Raw genomic sequence first — 16663 nt, forward strand, 5'->3', positions numbered from 1 at the left:
TTCTGTACGCTCAGGTGAAATGAAACGCCCCGGCCACGGTCAATGCCGCGCCGATGGCAAGACTGGCGATCGCCCAGCCCTTGTGCATGAAGGACAGGTTTTTCAGCCAGAAATGGAAATAGATGTCGGAAAAGCCGACGACGACAAGCGCCTCGGCCATCATAAGCCCGCCGATCGTCTTCATCACGCACGACAGGATGTCGGCGGGAATCCACGGATTGACGAGGTAGATCGCCGCGCCAGCCGCAAGTTCGGCCACGCCAGAGATCATCTGCAGCGCGGGGCTGTCCTCAACCTCTTTGACAAGGGTTTGCCAGATACCCGGTTTGCGCAGGGCACCGATGGCGGCGAATGTGGCGAACAGGCCCAGCAGCGTCGCTGTCCAGGCGGTTGCATCGATAACAGGCACGATAATCCCCTCCTTTTTCAACTGCGTCCGGGCCATGGCAACCGGGGCTTGAGGGGGTAAGCGCCCGGATGTCTTGCGGCTCGGGCTCCCTTCCCTCCGCCCGTATTACCGGGTTCAGGTTCAACGGGTCGGATGGCGCTACCCATCCCTCTCAGCGAATTTTTTCGCCCACTTTCGAAACATCGAAGTGGGGAAGCTCGCTCCCCGGGGTACGTGACGATGTTTAGAGGGTGAAAGGCGCTGCGTAAAGCGCCTGTGCGATACTGCGGGGCATATCATAGTTCATGGCTTTGTCGCCGCGATAAGCATTGCTTTAACCGGCATCGATTCCCCAAGTTGCGCCCGCAATGCCTCCGCCATCCGGTTGCAGACCACATCAGGGTCAATGCCGCGTTCGACCAATTCCTCGCCAAGCGGGTTGCCGTAAACGATGCCCCGCGCAAACAAGGCAGGATCATCCAATGCCTTGCGATGGGTTAGAGTATCGATTGTCGGTTCATCGAATCCCGCATCCTTCAGATCTGATCGGATCCTGCCGGCATCGTGGTAGCTGAAAGGAATCTTATAGAAAGCTGGCGGATCGTTCGGGCAAAACTCCGCCCCCACCGAATAGGCTATCCGGCCAAATGGGTTGTCGTTCCATGATCCCCAGACGCTGAACAGATATGTCCCACCCGGCTTCAGAACGCGCAGCGCCTCTGCATAGCTTGCCCCGCGATCCGGGAAAAACATGACACCAAACTGGCAGATCACCACATCGAAAGCGCCATCGTCAAAGGGAAGTCTGCAAGCATCCGCCGCCTCTATCCCAACGCTCTCGTCCTCATCGAATTTCAGGGCAGCAAAGTCGAGCATCGGGCAATTGAGATCGGTGGCGATCAGGGCGCATTGCGGCGGGATACGATCACGCAAACGCCGGGTGACGATTCCTGTGCCAGCGGCCGTCTCCAGAACACTCGATGGATGAAGATCCGAGGCTCGCCGAGCCATCTCTTCCGCAAAGCGCTCAAAGATGAAAGGCCCCAACCCGCTGTCGTAATTTTCGGGAACGGTGCCTGAAAAACGGGTCTCCAAACCAGGCATCGAAAGTCCCCCGTATCAAGCGTGGGGACCTTACCACGGATGCGAATACCACCCTAATTGCGACATCCGAGCGAAGTGGCGGTGAACTAAGCCTTCAAAACGCATACCCCACGCCCAGCAGCGCCGCATACTGGTTCCGATCCCCGCGCATCGACACGATCGGCGTTTCCGCCGCGCTGCCCTGCAGGCGCTGGTAGCTGAGCGCCGCGGCTAGCGCGAGGCCGCCGTTGCGGAAGTCTCCGTCGAGGTCGAGGCCGTAAAATATCCGCGCGTCCCAGTCCTTCATCCCGCTTTTCGCGTTATAGGTGGGAAGCTGCCCGCCGGTCGCCGCGCTGCCCTCTGGCGTGATCGTATAGTAATAGTCGGCGTAATCGTCGTCGTACCAGCTTGCGCCCAGCGAAACGCCTGCGCCCATACCCTTCGACAGCGCGGTCGAGTACGAGACCGAGACGTTGTGGTTGCTGCCCGCGCCGTTGCCCGAAACGTCCCAACGCTTGCTGGCGCCGAAGGCCAGCGAATCCATCGGGGTGAACAGCTTCTTGAACGAAATGCCCGCGTCGATGCCGACCTCGAAGGTCTTGTCCAGCTTTGGCAGCAGGTCGACCACATCGTCCTTCAGGTCGCCGGTACGCGTCTGGCGATAGCGGAATTCGGGGCCGAGCGAGAGCTCGATGTCGCCCGGCAGGTTCGGGATCAGGTCCAGTTCCAGACCGATGCCCTTGGTAGCGAAACCGATGCCGCCGACAGAGCCCCTTACCGCGCCGCCGTATTGCACGCTGTATTCGTCGCCCCCGTCATAGTCCGAGACATAGCCCGCGCCGACGGCGACGATGACGTAATCGCCTTCGAAGACGTCCTCGGCGGTGCCGGTGTCGAAATCGCCCAGCCGGTCAATACCGCCCAGACGGTTCGGCGCGGCGGCAGCGGCGGCGGTGTTGTTGGCAAGGGCGGGAGCGGCGACGAAACCGCTGGCTATCAGGGTGACTGCGGCAATCGGGCGGAGGGCATTATTTCGCAAGTGCGATCCTTTAGTCGGGGGAGACTTTCCTTTCCAACGCCCACGGCACGGGCCAGTTCCTTGCGCACGGTTCGGGGATGGTATCGGATAGGCGCTTGCCCCACGGCGCTGCGCGTGTCAGCAGGTGCGCCATGCAGGGCCGTTACGACATCGCGATTGCCGGCGGCGGGCTTGCCGGATCGCTGATCGCACTTGCGCTGGCGGCCCGTCGCCCGAACCTTTCGGTCGTGCTGATAGAAGCGGGCCAGCGGATCGGCGGCAACCACGTCTGGTCGTTCTTTGCCACCGATATTGCCGATGCGGACCGCGATCTGGTCGAACCCATGTTCGCGGCGCAGTGGAACGCGGGCTATGATGTGCGCTTTCCGGCGTTGACCCGGACTTTGGCGACGCCTTATCGCAGCATCACGTCCGAAAACCTCGACGCGGCGGTGCGCGATGCCCTGCCCGCCGATGCAGTGATCACCGGCCAGCCGGTCGCGGCGGTGGATGCGACAAGCGTTACGCTGGAGGATGGCACCCGGATCGCGGCGACGGGCGTGATCGACGCGCGTGGGTTGTCCCCCGATCTGTTGCGGCATTTTTCCGGCGGCTGGCAAAAATTCGTCGGCGTCATGCTGGAATGCGACGAACCGCACGGGATGGACCGCCCCATCGTCATGGACGCGACGGTGCCACAGTTGGACGGCTATCGCTTTGTCTATTCACTCCCTTTCGGTCCGCGCAGCGTGTTCGTCGAGGATACCTATTACAGCGATACGCCCGACCTCGACCACGAGGCTTTGCTGGCCCGCGCCCACGACTATGCCGAACGCCAAGGCTGGCAAGCCCCCACCAGCGCGCGGATCGAGAGCGGTGTTCTGCCGGTCGTCACCGATGGCGATTTCGATGCGTTCTGGGAAGAGACGGACAACCGAACCGGGCGAGCGGGCGTTCGCGCCGGGCTGTTCCAGCCGCTGACCAGCTACTCGCTGCCTGATGCGGTGCGATTCGCCAGCGCGGTCGCCGCCCTGCCCGCGCTGGACAGTGCCGCGCTCGCCGCATTCTCGCGCGACTATGCAGAGTCGCATTGGCGGCGGGGCAACTTTTACCGCCTGCTCGCCCGGATGTTGTTCGGCGCATCCGATCCGGCGGACCGCTACAAGGTGCTGCAAAGGTTCTACGGGCTTGACGAAGCGCTGGTCGAACGCTTCTACGCAGGGCGCAGTACGCATGCCGACAAGCTGCGCGTGTTGGCCGGCAAGCCGCCCGTGCCATTGATGCGCGCGGTCAAAGTGCTGGCAGGATTTGGCGCGCCCCCTCCCCTTGCGCCGGAAGGACCGGAATGAGCGAAGCCCAGATGCCACCCCGTAAAGCCGCCGTGATCGGCGCGGGCTTTGGCGGCCTTGCGCTGGCCATCAGGCTGCAATCGGCGGGCGTGCAGACCACGGTGATCGAAGCGCGCGACAAGCCCGGCGGGCGCGCGTACGTGTGGCACAAGGACGGCTTTACGTTCGACGCGGGGCCGACCGTCGTGACCGATCCCGACTGCCTGGCGCAGCTTTGGCGGCTGACCGATCACGACATTGCCGACGATATCGAACTGATGCCGGTCATGCCGTTCTATCGCCTGCAATGGGATGACGGGACAACCTTCGACTATTCGAACGATCACCTGAAACTGGCGCAGGAAATCTCGCGCCTCAGCCCGCAGGATCTGGCGGGGTACGAGGCGTTCTCGGCATACTCCGAAGGCGTGTACGAGGAAGGCTACCTGAAGCTGGGCCATGTCCCGTTCCTGAAGTTTTCGACCATGATCAAGGCCGCGCCCGCACTGGCAAAGTATCAGGCGTGGCGGTCGGTCTATTCGATTGTCTCGAAATATATCGAGAACCCGAAGCTGAGAGAGGCGCTGTCGTTTCACACGTTGCTGGTCGGCGGCAATCCCATGACGACGAGTTCGGTTTACGCCCTGATCCACAAGCTGGAGAAGGACGGCGGCGTGTGGTGGGCCAAGGGCGGCACCAACCGGTTGATCGCGGCGATGGTCAGCCATTTCGAACGGCTGGGCGGCACGGTCCGGCTGGGCGATGCGGTGGCGCGGATCGATACCGTGGGCAACAAGGCAACCGGCGTCACGACGAAGAGCGGGTGGACCGAACGCTTCGACGCGGTGGCCAGCAACGCCGATTTGATGCACAGCTATCGCGACCTGCTGGCGGGCAGCCGCCGCGGCCCGAAGATGGCGAAGTCGCTGGCGCGCAAGCGGTGGAGCCCCAGCCTGTTCGTCGTGCATTTCGGCGTAGAGGGCGCATGGCCCGGCATCCCGCACCACATGATCCTGTTCGGCCCGCGCTACAAAGGGTTGCTGGACGATATCTATACCAACGGCGTGCTGCCCAAGGATTTCTCGATCTATCTGCACCACCCCACCGTAACCGACCCGTCGATGGCGCCAGAGGGGATGAGCACGTTCTATGCCCTTGTTCCCGTCGCGCACATGGGCAAACTGGCGGTGGATTGGGACAAGATCGGGCCAGAGCTGGAAAAGCGCGTTCTGGACGAAGTGGGCCGCCGGTTGATCCCCGATATCCATTCGCGGATCGTGACAAAGTTCCACTACACCCCGGCCGATTTCAGCACCGACCTTGCCGCCCACATGGGCAGTGCCTTCAGCCTCGAACCGATCCTGACGCAGAGCGCGTGGTTCCGCGCCCACAACCGCGATGACGAGATCAACAACCTCTACATCGTCGGCGCGGGCACCCATCCGGGCGCGGGCATTCCAGGCGTGGTCGGATCGGCGCGGGCGACAGCGCGGCTGATGCTGGCCGATCTTGCCAAGGGCTGACCGCGTGCAGGACCGGACGCAACTGGTGGCCCATGCCCGGCGCACGATTGCGCGCGGGTCGAAAAGCTTTGCCGCCGCCTCGATGTTGTTCGACCGGGTGACGCGCGAACGGGTCTGGTTGCTCTATGCATGGTGCCGCGCAGCGGACGACCTTGCCGATGCGCAGGACATGGGCGGCGATCTGGGCGACCAGTCGGAGGCAGAGGCACGGCTGGCGACGATACGCGAACGCACCGCACTGGCGCTGGCGGGCCAGCCGACCGGCGATGCCTCTTTCGATGGGCTGGGCGTGGTTGCCGCCGAATGTGGTCTAACCCAAGCCATGTGCGACGACGTGATCGCCGGGTTTGCAATGGACGCTGCCGACTGGCGCCCGCGCGACCGGGACGACATGCTGCAATATTGCTATCACGTGGCTGGCGCGGTCGGGGTGATGATGGCCAAGGTGATGGGCGTGCCCGATGACGATGGCGATACGCTGGCCAGTGATACTTTGGACAGGGCTTGCGATCTGGGCATCGCGTTTCAATTGGGCAACATCGTCCGCGACTTGTGGGAAGATGACGCCGCCGGTCGCTGCTACCTGCCGGTCGAATGGCTGGTGGAGGCCGACATTCCGCCCGGCCAGCATATGAAGCCGATCTACCGCGAACCGCTGGTGGCGATGGTGCAACAGGCGTGCCTGCTGGCGCGCACTTACGAAGCGTCCGCCCGCATCGGCGCGGCGCGGTTGCCGTTCCGATCGCGCTGGGCGATCCTGTCGGCCACCGGCATCTATGGCGCGATCGCGCGCAAGGTGGAGGACGCGGGCGAACACGGCTGGGACCACCGCGCCTTTACCAGCCGGTTCGAGAAGCTGGGCCATGTCGCGGGCGGCCTGCGCGCCAGCATGGCACCGCCGCCCGAAGGCTGCGCAGAGCAGGCAAAGGGCCGCCCGCTGACCCGCCTTGGCTTTGCCGAACGTGCGCGGGAGAAAGGCTACGCCGCGTGAAGTGGCGCAAGCCGTTCAAGGCGGTGCCGCTGCACAAAAAGGATGGGACGACGATCCCGTTTCGCCAGCCGCGCAAGGGCACGCTGCTGTTCAACCAGATCAAGGGCAACCCGCGCTTCGAAGACTCCGCCCCGTCGCGCAAGGAACCGATCAACTGGTGGGCCATCGCCCTCACCTTCGTCTCGGTCGTCCTGCTCGGTCTTGGCCTGTCGATGCGCTATGGCAATCTGCAATTCGGCAGCGACCAGCCCGAGGCTGTTTCCGCCGCTGAACTCCCGGTGGCGGGGCCGCAAGACACCCTGTCCGCAACATTCGCGCTGTGCGGCGGTGGCAATCGCAGCGACTGCGTCGTCGATGGCGATACGTTCTGGCTGGCGGGCGAGAAATACCGGGTGCTCGACATCAACACCCCCGAAACGTCGACCCCGCGCTGCGATCGGGAATACGAGCTTGGCCAAGCCGCCACGAGGCGCTTTATCGAGCTGCTCAATGCCGGACCGTTCCGCCTCGAATCCGGGGCAGAGGAGACCGACCGCTATGGCCGCAAACTGCGCCGGGTGATGCGCGGGCAGCAATCGCTGGGCGATGTGCTGGTGGCCGAAGGGCTGGCCGAAAACTGGCAGGGTTTCCGCCGCGACTGGTGTTAAGCGCCCGTTCGGCCCGGGAATCGGCCGTTAATCGCCCGTTCGGTAATGTGTGGTACCTTTTTCTCAAGCTGGCGGAACATCCGCTGCCTGAGAGGCGTTGGCCCGACATGACCGTAGACGTTTGCCTTCACGAAGTTACCGGCGCGACAGAGGCCGAGGACCGTTTCATCCGCGATAGCGTGGTCCTGCTGCGAACAGCTGTCAGCAGCGCGGGATTCGGCGCGTCTGTGCGCAACGCCGACTATGGGTTTTCCGGCTGGCAAAGCCTGCACGGCGGCGTTCGGGACATGGATGGCGACGCCATCTGGGAACGCATTGTCCACGGCCGCGAATGCGGCAAGACGGCGGACCATACGCTGGATATTTCCGTTTCTGTCGAAGACCTTGAAACCCCCGAAAGCGGTCATGCCGTGATCGGCAGAACGCGCCTTGGCACCCTGCCCATTCGTTCCGCCCGCTGGTTCGTGGCGCAGTGCATGGATGCGGGCGACCGCGTGAACATGGCGGCGCACCTGATGCACCAGTGGATGCATGTATCCGGCTTTGTCCACGCGCCCGAAAACACCGGGCAGGATGCGCCGTCGGTCCTCGCCCGCCTTGTCCGCCGCGCGTTGGAAAGCGACTATGGTGACGAGATTGATGCGAAAGTGACTGCGCTGCTCACCCTTGATACGACCGATTGCGACTGCTGCGTCGCCAGTGAAACCGACGGCCTCGCCGCTTGATCTTTCCGCCGGGGAATAGCCGCCCGATGCGGTTTCCCTGAACCTCGCCACACCCTATCTGAAGGGCATGGCGACAACGCCCCTTCCCGAACCCGTTCCGCTGCCCGCGCTCCACGCCAGCCATTCCGGCTGCTGGCTGTCCGATGCGGCGGGCAACGTGCGCGGCATGTCGCGGGGCGAAGCGATCATGGCGGCGGCGGAAACCCCGCTGCTGATGCTGAACGCGCCGCTGGTCGCCAGCCGCCTTGGCTATCCCGAATTGTCGGGGCTGGACCTGCTGGAACTGTTCGCGTTCGTCCATCCGGCGCGGTTCATGGTGCCGACGCCAAAGGGGCTGGCAGAGGCGCTTAACCTGCCCCTGCCCGAACACGAAGGCGAAGTCCCCGGCCTGCTGGCCCGCGCCGCCGCGCGCCTGTTCGAACATTGCGAGGCGGCGGACTGGGCCGAGCGCGAGGGCGCGCATGGCGTGTTGCAGGCGCTGGCGCGGTTGAAATGGCCGTGGTCGGGCCTGCTCGCCCCGCATGTCGCGCGGCCCGAACGCGCCGAGCGTTGGCTCTTCGCCCGATTGCCAGAGTGGGAGGAAAAGCCGCCCCGCCCGCAGCCGGCGCATGTCGTGCTGGAACCCGATGCGGTGGGCACGCAGCTCGACGCGCTGACCGGCGCGGATGCCGAACGGCGAGAGGGTCAGCACGCCTATGCCCGCGATGCCGCGCATGTCTTCGCCCCGCGCCCCGAAAAAGGCCGCCCCAACGTGGTTCTGGCAGAAGCGGGCACCGGCGTCGGCAAGACGCTGGGCTATCTGGCCCCTGCCTCGCTATGGTCCCGCGCTGCGGGCGGCACGGTGTGGGTGTCGACTTATACCAAGGCGCTGCAACGCCAGCTTCGCCGCGAGAGCCGCCGTGCATGGGGGCCGGACGACGACCGCGAAACGCCCTCAGTCGTCGTGCGCAAAGGCCGCGAGAATTACCTCTGCCTGCTGAACCTGGAAGACGCGCTGCAAGGCGGGTTTCAGAACCGTGCCGGAATCTTCGCGCAACTCGTGGCGCGCTGGGCCGCCTATAGCGAGGACGGCGACATGGTCGGCGGCGATCTGCCCGGTTGGCTGCCCACGCTGTTCCGCCGCCGCGGTCTTGCCGCGCTGACCGACCGGCGGGGCGAGTGCGTCTATGCCGCCTGCCCGCATTACCGAAAATGCTTTATCGAACGCGCCGCGCGGCAGTCCGCGCACGCCGACCTCGTCATCGCCAATCACGCGCTGGTCATGGTCCACGCCGCGCGCGGTGGCGAACGCGAGGGCCAACAACGCCCCAGCCGCGTTATCTTTGACGAAGGGCACCACCTGTTCGACGCCGCCGATTCAACCTTCGCCGTCGCCCTGTCGGGCAGCGAGGCAATCGAAATGCGCCGCTGGGTCATCGGACCGGAGGGCAAGTCGAAAGGCCGCCGCCGGGGCCTTGCCGCGCGCCTAGCCGACGTCGCCAGCTATGACGAAGACGGCGAACGCGCCATCGCCGCCGCGCGCGAAGCGGCCAGCGCCCTGCCCTCTGACGGTTGGCTGGCCCGTATTGCCGAGAGCCAGCCGTGGGGCCCGTTCGAAAGCCTGTTCGCCGCCGTCCGCCGCCTGACCCACGCGCGCGATGAGGCTGGCAGCGAGGCGGGCTATGGGCTGGAGACCGAGGCAGTCGACCTCGACGGAGCGTTCCTCGACGCCGCGACACAGGCCCGCGATGCGCTGGCCAGCCTGCGCCAGCCGCTGATGAAGCTGGCCGCGCGGCTGGAGGCGATCCTGACCGACCCGCCGGACTGGCTGGACCCGCAAGGGCGTCAGCGGATCGAGGGCGCGCGCCATTCGCTTAGCTGGCGGATCGACACATTGACCGCTTGGGAAGCGTTGCTGGCGCGGCTCGGCGGGCCAGCCGATCCCGATTTCGTCGACTGGCTGGCAGTCGACCGAGCCGAAGCGCGCGAATTCGATATCGCCATCCACCGCCGCTGGCTCGATCCGATGCGCCCCTTTGCCGCGACCGTCCTCGAACCCGCGCACGGCGTGTTGCAGACCAGCGCCACGCTCTGCGACCGAACGCCCGACGGGCACGACTGGGACCGCGCCGTGCGGCGATCCGGCGCGGCGGCGCTGGGCCTGAACCCGCGCATGACCGAGGCGGAGAGCCCGTTCGACTATGCCCGCCAGGCGCAGGTCATCATCGTCACCGACGTGAAAAAGGGCGACATCGCGGGCCTAGCCGCCGCCTATGGCCGGTTGATAGAGGCGAGCAAGGGCGGCGTGCTGGGCCTGTTCACTGCGATCCGCCGATTGCGCGCCGTGCACGCCCGCATCGCCGACCGGCTGGCCCGCAATGGGCTGCCGCTGTTCGCGCAGCACGTCGACCCGATCGATACCGGCACGCTGGTCGACATCTTCCGCGACGACCCCCGCGCCAGCCTGCTGGGCACCGATGCCCTGCGTGACGGAGTCGACGTGCCGGGGGATTCGCTTCGGCTAGTCATCATGGAGCAGGTGCCGTGGCCCAAACCGTCGATCCTGCACCGCGCACGCCGCGCGGCATCGGGCGGCGGGAGAGAGGAACGGCAGGCCCACGACGATGCCATCGTCCGGGCGCGATTGGCGCAGGCGTTCGGGCGGCTGATCCGGTCACGCGACGATACCGGGGCTTTTGTCGTGCTCTCTGCCGCCTTCCCGTCGCGGCTGCTTTCAGCGTTCCCGCCGGGCACGCCTGTCACACGCACGACACTCGACGACGCTTTACAAATCTTGCAGCCGGGTGTTTCCTTGGGCAAAGCGGCTGCAACCGAACAAGAGATTTAAAGGGATAGAGACGTTTGAAACGCTTGGGACTCCTGCGTCACGCGAAGTCGGAAGAAGACCGGCCCACCGGCCATGATTTCGACCGCGGACTAAGCCCCAAGGGCCGCCGCGCGGCAGAGACGATGGGCCGCTATATCGGCAAGAAGATCGACGCCTTCGACAAGATTCTGGCCAGCCCCGCGGTGCGCGTGCAGGAAACGCTGAACATCGCGCTGGACGCCATGGGCCGCGCCGCGCCGGTGGACAGGACCGAGACGCGCAGCCTCTATCTGGCCACCCACGATTCGATTGAGGACGTGCTTGAGAAGATGGGCGGCGATGCGGATTCGATTCTGCTGGTCGCGCATAATCCGGGGCTGGAGGACTTCGTGCTGGACCACGTGCCCAATGATGGCAGTTGCGCCCTGCGCGATATCGTGGCGACCAAGTACCCGACCGGGGCCTTCGCCCTGCTGGAACTGGATATCGACAACTGGGCCGATGTTTCCGATGCCAAGGCGAAACTGATCACGCTGACCCGCCCGCGCGATCTGGACCCGACCTTGGGGCCGGAGATGGCGAACTAGACGTTGCGCATACCCAGAGAGCGGTAGAACGCGATAGCCTTGTCGTTGTCGCGCAACACCTTCAAGCGGACCTGCTCTCTACCAGCCGCTGTGAAGTATTCGAAGACGCGAAGCACCAGGGCGCGGCCCAGCCCTTGCCTTTGATGTTCGGGCGCAACGACAAGATCTTTTATGAACCCGCTCGACCAGCAATGGACGAAACCGACCAGCCGACCGCCTTCCCGGATCGCGAACATGGCCTTGGGGTCGTACTCCGCATCGCTGCTGAGCGCCGACCACCATGCATCGAACGGTCCCACCGATCCGCCACCATCGGCATAGGCGCGGGCCATCAAGACGTGCGCGTTGGCGGCGTCATCTGCGGTAAAAACGGACAATACAGTTCCGCTGGACTGGATGGGAAGATCGTCGGCAGGTAACATCCTTCCAAGCACGACAACGCTTGCATCACTCACTCGATCAACGCACTCGCCAGCTTTTCGCGCAATGCCCGCAGGCGCGCGTGGAGCAGTACGTCCTTCCGCTCCGGCTTGGGTGGTTCGCGCGATCCGTCGACGCCGCTGGCCTTTAGCGTTTCCATCGCGCCGCGCAGGCGCGCCACCATTTCGGGCGACGGCCCCGGCGGCGGAGCAGGTTCGGCTGGCTTGGCCGCGCCATCCTCGATCGCCTTTATCGCGCCGCGAATGGTGTAGCCTTCCTCGTTCAAAAGCCGGTCTATCGTCTGCAACAGGTCGATATCCCCGGGCCGGTAATAGCGCCGCCCGCCGCTGCGCTTTACCGGGCGCAGCATCGGAAACTGCTCTTCCCAATAGCGCAGGACGTGCGGTTTTATGTCGAGCGCGGACGAGACCTCTCCGATCGTGCGGAAGGCCTGCGGATCCTTGCCGTCCTCGAAAAGCGTGTCCTGCATAACGGTTAAGTGCGGCTTGCGACGGCCCGTTACAGGCCGCTCACCCGCTCCTTCATCATCTGGCTGGCGCGGAAGGTCATCACCCGGCGCGGCGTGATCGGCACCTCGACCCCGGTCTTGGGATTGCGACCGATCCGTTCGCCCTTGTCGCGCAGAAGGAACGTGCCAAATCCCGAAATTTTCACGTTCTCACCCTTGCCCATCGCATCGCACATCAGGCGCAGAATCGATTCGACCATGGTCAACGAATCGGCGCGGCTGAGACCGACCTTGTGATGAACGATATCGGCCAGATCGGCCCGCGTCAGTGTTCCGACAGAACGCATCGATAAATTCCCCGTCTTGCCCCCGTTTGCTGCGACCGCTTGGGAACTCTTATTCCACAGCATCGCCGAACCGCCAAATCGAAATGGCGAAATTTTGATGCATTCTAAGGGTTTCGTGCCGATTTCGGGCAAATTGGGTGAATATTGCGACAGGTCACACGCGCAAAAGGCTGGCACCCCAGGTGAATCCGCCGCCCATCGCCTCCAGCATGACCAGATCGCCGGGCTGGATTCGCCCGTCCTTTACCGCGACGTCATAGGCCAGCGGCACCGACGCGGCAGAGGTGTTGGCATGCTGGTCAACGGTCTTCACCATGCGCTCTGCCGGCAGGCCCAGTTTCTTGGCCGTGGCATCGAGAATGCGGGCATTCGCCTGATGCGGCACGACCCAATCGATGTCCGACGCGGCATGACCGGTTTCGGCCAGCACTTCGGTCAGCACATTAGCAAGATTGACGACGGCGTGGCGGAAAACCTCGCGCCCGGCCATCCGCAACTTGCCCACGGTCTGCGTCGTCGACGGCCCACCATCGACATAGAGCAAGCCGTTATGCTCACCATCGGTGTGGAGCTTGGTCGCGATCAGGCCGGGGGCCGTCGCGGCCTCATCCTCGGCATATTCGCGCAGTTCCAGCACCATCGCGCCCGCGCCGTCGCCGAACAGCACGCAGGTTCCGCGATCTTCCCAGTCGAGAATACGGCTGAAGGTTTCCGCCCCGATCACCAGCGCGCGTTTGCCCATGCCCCGGTGCAGCAACGAATCGGCGGTGCCCAGCGCATAAAGAAAGCCCGAACAGACCGCCGCCACGTCGAACGCGAAGGCGGACTTGCAGCCCAGTGCCTGTTGCACGCTGCTGGCGGTGGAGGGGAAGGTCTGGTCCGGCGTGGCCGTGGCCAACACGATCACATCGATCTGATCCGGCGTCAGGCCAGCCGCTTCGATCGCCTTGCGTCCTGCTTCGGTCGCCAGCGTGCCGGTCGTCTCACCCTCGCCCGCGATATAGCGGTTCTTGATGCCGGTCCGTTCGACGATCCATTCGTCGCTTGTATCGATCTGCTTCGCCAGTTCCGCGTTCGAAACCGCCTTGGCCGGCAGGGCCGATCCGCTGCCGATGACTGCTGCGCGCTTGATCATGCTCACGCCGCCTGTCCCGATGCGCCGGGGCCTTCGCCAGTGCCGCGTGCAAGGTCGGCGGTGATACGGTCGGTCAGGTCTTCCTCCAGCATCCGCGCGGTAACCGCAACGGCATTGGCCACGCCCTTGGCATTGGCGCTGCCGTGGCTTTTCACGACGACGCCGTTCAGGCCCAGAAAGACCGCGCCGTTATGGTTGTTGGGGTCGAGGTGGTGCTTCAACAATTCGGTTGCCGGACGGCTGACCAGAAAGCCCACCTTCGATCGGATCGAGGACTGGAACGCGCTTTTCAGCAAATCCGTCACGAATCGCGCCGCGCCTTCCACGGCCTTCAGCGCGATGTTGCCCGAGAACCCGTCGGTCACGACAACGTCGACCGCGCCGCGATTGATCTTGTCCGCCTCGATAAAGCCGCCGAAAGAGAACGCCAGCTTGCGATCGGCCTGCCGCAGCTGTTCCGATGCCTCGCGCAGGGCCTCTGTACCCTTGATCTCTTCGGTACCGATATTGAGCAGCGCGACGCGCGGTGCGGCAAGCCCGGTGGCGATACGCGAATAGGCCGCGCCCATGATCGCGAACTGCACCAGGTTGCGCGCATCGCAATCGGTGTTCGCGCCAAGATCGAGCATGACCATGTCGGTTTCGCCCAGCGTGGGCATCAGCGCGGCCAGCGCGGGCCGGTCGATCCCCGGCATCGTGCGCAGCGACAGCTTGGCCATCGCCATCAGAGCGCCGGTGTTGCCGCCCGAAACGGCGGCCCCGGCCTCACCCTTTTTCACCGCGTCTATCGCAAGGCCCATGCTGGTCTTGCGCGCGCGGCGCAGGGCCTGCGTCGGCTTTTCATCACCCGAAACGGTTTCGGGCGCGTGTAGAATCTCCGACGCGCCGCGCATGTTGGGATGATTGTCGAGCGCCTGCTTGATCTGCTCTTCATCGCCGACCAGCAGGAACTTGAAACGATCGTGACGACGCCGTGCCAGCGCCGCCCCCTCGATCATGACGCGCACGCCATGGTCGCCGCCCATCGCGTCGATGGCGATACGCGGCAAGCTCATGACAGGCGTCCTCTTAGGGTCAGCGGGCTATCAGAGCCCGACGGAAACGATCTCGCGCCCGTTGTAATGGCCGCAGGCGTCGCAAAGGTTGTGCGGGCGCTTCAGCTCTCCGCAATTCGGGCATTCGTGGAACGCCTCTACCTTCAGCGCGTCGTGTGCGCGGCGGTTGCCGCGACGATGCGGCGATACTTTTCTCTTCGGAACAGCCATTTCGGCACCTGCTCAATAATAACCGACGATGTTTGCGTGCCGCCCTAGTCCAGCCTCCGGCCCGGCACAACCCCGCAAAGGGACTGCACCGCGTGTCCGATCACAGGATGCGGCGAAGGCGCGCCCTATACCCGGTTTTCGCGACAACGCAAGGGTTAGGGCAATGGTCCGGCCGGGGAGAACCTACAGCTTCCTACTGCTTCAGGGCCATATCCGCGACAAAGGGGTTGGTCTGCCGCTCTGCCCCGAACGTGCTGATCGGCCCGTGGCCCGGAATAAAGGTCACGTCGTCGCCCAGCGGCCAGAGGCGCTGCGTGATCGAATCGATCAGGTCCTGATGGTTGCTCATGGGAAAATCGGTGCGGCCGATCGAACCCTTGAACAGGACGTCGCCCACCACCGCGAACTGCGACGGCGCGTGATAGAACACGACATGACCCGGCGTGTGGCCGGGGCAATGCACGACATCCAGCGTGAGGTCCCCGACGGTGACGGTATCGCCATGCTTCAGCCAGCGGTCCGGCTCGAACGTATGCGCCTCCATCCCCCAGCGTCCGCCATCGTCATCCAGCCGCGCGATCCAGAAGCGGTCAGCCTCTTCCGGCCCCTCGATCGGCACGCCCATTTCCTTGGCAAAGACGCCCGCGTTGCCGCAGTGGTCAAGATGGCCGTGGGTGACAAGCACCTTTTCCAGCGCGATCCCCGCCTTGGCCACGGCATCCTTGATGCGCGGCAGGTCGCCGCCCGGATCGATCACTGCGCCCTTCATCGTCTTGGTGCACCAGATCAAAGAGCAGTTCTGCTGAAGCGGCGTGACGGGCACGATGGCGGCGCGCATCGGGGGTTCTGTAGTGGGATTGGTCATGCCGCAGGATGTGGCGGGGGCGGCGGGGGAATGCAAGCGGGGGGCGAGCTGAGGAGGGTTTACGAGGCCTTAGCAAATCGCACCTATGGGAGCGTTATGCTTGCTTGGATCCTGCCTGTGTTGGCGCTCCTAAATCTCTGGACGTTTCTGCAGTTTCGCAGGGATAAGCTTTTCGCCATCGATGGCGCTCGCCGTATTCCCGAGGCAGACCTGTTGATGCTTGCCCTTCTTGGCGGAACAGCCGGTGCCTTTGCCGGTCGCAAGGTCTTTCGCCACAAGACGCGCAAAGAACCGTTTTCAACCTATCTGCAAATCATTGCGACGCTGCAAATCGGCGCGATCATCGGTTTCTTCGTTATCTGACGGCTAAATCCGCCCACCCTTCCAGACAACGCGCCCCAGCACCTCCACCTCGTCCAGAGAGACATCCGCGTCGGACGGATAGGCCTTGTTGTCCGAAATCACCGAGACCCGTCCCTCGCGCTCGAACAGCAGGCGTTTGACCAGCAGCGTCCCGTCCCGGCGGATCACGTGAATGCCGTCGCGCAAGCGTCCGCCCGGCTGGGCATCGGCGCGAGCGACGAGGATTTCGTCACCATCGGACAGCGTCGGGTCCATCGAATCGCCCGCGACCGACAGCGCGGTCAGCGCATTCGGGGTCAGTCCCATTTCGCGCAACCAGCCTTCCGAAAATCCCAGATGGCCCACCGGACGGTCATCATCCGCCAGCGCGCCCGGCCCCGCCGAAGCCCCCAGTGCAAGGCGCGGGATGCCGATCCAGTTACCCCGGCGCTGCCCCCCTGAAACCCGCGCGTAGGATTTTTCCGAATCGTCCGGCGCGCCCAGCTCCGATTCGTCCACGCCAAAGAACCGGGCCAGCGTGCGCCGGTCGTTCTCCTCCAGCTTTCGCGGGCTACCTTTACGGATAAATTGTTGAAGGTAAGTCGGATTTCGTCCGATCAGCTTCGACAGCGCAGAAAGCGAGGCATTCCGCCCCTCTGCCAGTTCGACGAGTTTGATGCGTGCAGGATCGTTAACCATAGGCCGCTTCCTAGACGATGTATTT

Annotated in this window: 19 protein-coding genes and 1 riboswitch; of the genes, 8 read left to right on the forward strand and 11 right to left on the reverse strand. The window is 64.3% G+C overall.

Annotated elements, in window-relative coordinates; genetic code table 11:
- Window positions 1-10: 10 nt before the first annotated feature.
- The 3 genes from AB433_RS09210 to AB433_RS09220 form a co-directional block, all read right to left on the reverse strand.
- Window positions 11-409, reverse strand: coding sequence for a hypothetical protein (locus AB433_RS09210; protein ID WP_047823731.1), 399 nt, complete (start codon window positions 407-409; stop codon window positions 11-13).
- A gap of 73 nt (window positions 410-482) precedes the next feature.
- Window positions 483-626, reverse strand: a riboswitch (TPP riboswitch).
- Between the two features lie 65 nt (window positions 627-691).
- Window positions 692-1483 (reverse strand): class I SAM-dependent methyltransferase, encoded by a 792-nt coding sequence (locus AB433_RS09215; protein ID WP_218916934.1) that lies wholly within the window; start codon window positions 1481-1483, stop codon window positions 692-694.
- Window positions 1484-1586: 103 nt separating this feature from the next.
- Window positions 1587-2510, reverse strand: coding sequence for a MipA/OmpV family protein (locus AB433_RS09220; protein WP_053059086.1), 924 nt, complete (start codon window positions 2508-2510; stop codon window positions 1587-1589).
- A gap of 131 nt (window positions 2511-2641) precedes the next feature.
- Between AB433_RS09220 and crtY the strand changes: the two genes are divergently transcribed.
- The 7 genes from crtY to AB433_RS09255 all read left to right on the forward strand — a co-directional run bounded on the left by crtY (window position 2642) and on the right by AB433_RS09255 (window position 11096).
- Window positions 2642-3838 carry a lycopene beta-cyclase CrtY gene (crtY, locus tag AB433_RS09225; protein ID WP_047820791.1) on the forward strand — a complete coding sequence of 399 codons (1197 nt, stop codon included), beginning with the start codon at window positions 2642-2644 and terminating at the stop codon, window positions 3836-3838.
- Window positions 3835-5340 (forward strand): phytoene desaturase, encoded by a 1506-nt coding sequence (locus AB433_RS09230; protein WP_245626626.1) that lies wholly within the window; start codon window positions 3835-3837, stop codon window positions 5338-5340. The genes crtY and AB433_RS09230 overlap by 4 nt, the downstream gene beginning before the upstream one ends.
- Window positions 5341-5344: 4 nt before the next feature.
- On the forward strand, window positions 5345-6331 hold the full coding sequence (locus tag AB433_RS09235) for a phytoene/squalene synthase family protein (RefSeq protein WP_047820792.1): 987 nt from the start codon (window positions 5345-5347) through the stop codon (window positions 6329-6331).
- Window positions 6328-6978: a thermonuclease family protein gene (locus AB433_RS09240; RefSeq protein WP_245626627.1), complete on the forward strand. Its 651-nt coding sequence runs from the start codon at window positions 6328-6330 to the stop codon at window positions 6976-6978. The genes AB433_RS09235 and AB433_RS09240 overlap by 4 nt, the downstream gene beginning before the upstream one ends.
- 107 nt (window positions 6979-7085) lie before the next feature.
- Window positions 7086-7703 (forward strand): hypothetical protein, encoded by a 618-nt coding sequence (locus AB433_RS09245; RefSeq protein ID WP_156170765.1) that lies wholly within the window; start codon window positions 7086-7088, stop codon window positions 7701-7703.
- Window positions 7704-7770: 67 nt separating this feature from the next.
- The gene (locus AB433_RS09250) at window positions 7771-10530 is read left to right on the forward strand and encodes an ATP-dependent DNA helicase (protein ID WP_047820794.1); all 2760 of its coding nucleotides are present in this window, start codon (window positions 7771-7773) and stop codon (window positions 10528-10530) included.
- 14 nt (window positions 10531-10544) lie between these two features.
- A complete protein-coding gene (locus AB433_RS09255) occupies window positions 10545-11096 on the forward strand; it encodes a SixA phosphatase family protein (protein ID WP_047820795.1) in 552 nt (183 codons plus the stop codon).
- Here AB433_RS09255 and AB433_RS09260 read toward each other — a convergent pair.
- The 7 genes from AB433_RS09260 to AB433_RS09290 form a co-directional block, all read right to left on the reverse strand.
- Entirely contained in the window at window positions 11093-11473 is a 381-nt protein-coding gene (locus AB433_RS09260) for a GNAT family N-acetyltransferase (protein WP_169749328.1), read from the reverse strand. The genes AB433_RS09255 and AB433_RS09260 overlap by 4 nt on opposite strands.
- Before the next feature lie 74 nt (window positions 11474-11547).
- Window positions 11548-12006, reverse strand: coding sequence for a MerR family transcriptional regulator (locus AB433_RS09265; protein ID WP_047820796.1), 459 nt, complete (start codon window positions 12004-12006; stop codon window positions 11548-11550).
- Window positions 12007-12035: 29 nt separating this feature from the next.
- Window positions 12036-12332 (reverse strand): integration host factor subunit alpha, encoded by a 297-nt coding sequence (locus tag AB433_RS09270; RefSeq protein ID WP_047820797.1) that lies wholly within the window; start codon window positions 12330-12332, stop codon window positions 12036-12038.
- 154 nt (window positions 12333-12486) lie between these two features.
- Window positions 12487-13467 (reverse strand): beta-ketoacyl-ACP synthase III, encoded by a 981-nt coding sequence (locus AB433_RS09275; protein WP_047820798.1) that lies wholly within the window; start codon window positions 13465-13467, stop codon window positions 12487-12489.
- A gap of 2 nt (window positions 13468-13469) precedes the next feature.
- On the reverse strand, window positions 13470-14522 hold the full coding sequence (gene plsX / locus AB433_RS09280; protein ID WP_047820799.1) for a phosphate acyltransferase PlsX: 1053 nt from the start codon (window positions 14520-14522) through the stop codon (window positions 13470-13472).
- Window positions 14523-14552: 30 nt separating this feature from the next.
- Window positions 14553-14732: a 50S ribosomal protein L32 gene (rpmF, locus tag AB433_RS09285; protein WP_047820800.1), complete on the reverse strand. Its 180-nt coding sequence runs from the start codon at window positions 14730-14732 to the stop codon at window positions 14553-14555.
- Window positions 14733-14925: 193 nt separating this feature from the next.
- Complete coding sequence (locus AB433_RS09290; protein ID WP_047820801.1) at window positions 14926-15597, reverse strand: MBL fold metallo-hydrolase; 672 nt, start codon at window positions 15595-15597, stop codon at window positions 14926-14928.
- A 30-nt stretch (window positions 15598-15627) separates the two neighbouring features.
- On the opposite strand from AB433_RS09290, the gene AB433_RS09295 reads away from it, so the two are divergent.
- Window positions 15628-15960, forward strand: a complete 333-nt coding sequence (locus AB433_RS09295) for a DUF1294 domain-containing protein (RefSeq protein ID WP_342670043.1) — start codon at window positions 15628-15630, stop codon at window positions 15958-15960.
- A 3-nt stretch (window positions 15961-15963) separates the two neighbouring features.
- On the opposite strand, the gene AB433_RS09300 is transcribed toward AB433_RS09295, so the two are convergent.
- On the reverse strand, window positions 15964-16638 hold the full coding sequence (locus AB433_RS09300; RefSeq protein WP_047820803.1) for a S24 family peptidase: 675 nt from the start codon (window positions 16636-16638) through the stop codon (window positions 15964-15966).
- Window positions 16639-16663 lie beyond the last annotated feature (25 nt).

Origin of the sequence: Croceicoccus naphthovorans (assembly GCF_001028705.1) — a bacterium.
Lineage (GTDB): Bacteria > Pseudomonadota > Alphaproteobacteria > Sphingomonadales > Sphingomonadaceae > Croceicoccus > Croceicoccus naphthovorans.

Coding starts and splice junctions, on each gene's coding strand:
- AB433_RS09275 (WP_047820798.1), bottom strand. CDS start 13,467: ATGATCAAGCGCGCAGCAGTCATCGGCAGCGGATCGGCCCTGCCGGCC.
- AB433_RS09290 (WP_047820801.1), bottom strand. CDS start 15,597: ATGACCAATCCCACTACAGAACCCCCGATGCGCGCCGCCATCGTGCCC.
- plsX (WP_047820799.1), bottom strand. CDS start 14,522: ATGAGCTTGCCGCGTATCGCCATCGACGCGATGGGCGGCGACCATGGC.
- rpmF (WP_047820800.1), bottom strand. CDS start 14,732: ATGGCTGTTCCGAAGAGAAAAGTATCGCCGCATCGTCGCGGCAACCGC.
- AB433_RS09265 (WP_047820796.1), bottom strand. CDS start 12,006: ATGCAGGACACGCTTTTCGAGGACGGCAAGGATCCGCAGGCCTTCCGC.
- AB433_RS09250 (WP_047820794.1), top strand. CDS start 7,771: ATGGCGACAACGCCCCTTCCCGAACCCGTTCCGCTGCCCGCGCTCCAC.
- AB433_RS09300 (WP_047820803.1), bottom strand. CDS start 16,638: ATGGTTAACGATCCTGCACGCATCAAACTCGTCGAACTGGCAGAGGGG.
- AB433_RS09295 (WP_342670043.1), top strand. CDS start 15,628: ATGCAAGCGGGGGGCGAGCTGAGGAGGGTTTACGAGGCCTTAGCAAAT.
- AB433_RS09230 (WP_245626626.1), top strand. CDS start 3,835: ATGAGCGAAGCCCAGATGCCACCCCGTAAAGCCGCCGTGATCGGCGCG.
- AB433_RS09245 (WP_156170765.1), top strand. CDS start 7,086: ATGACCGTAGACGTTTGCCTTCACGAAGTTACCGGCGCGACAGAGGCC.
- crtY (WP_047820791.1), top strand. CDS start 2,642: ATGCAGGGCCGTTACGACATCGCGATTGCCGGCGGCGGGCTTGCCGGA.
- AB433_RS09270 (WP_047820797.1), bottom strand. CDS start 12,332: ATGCGTTCTGTCGGAACACTGACGCGGGCCGATCTGGCCGATATCGTT.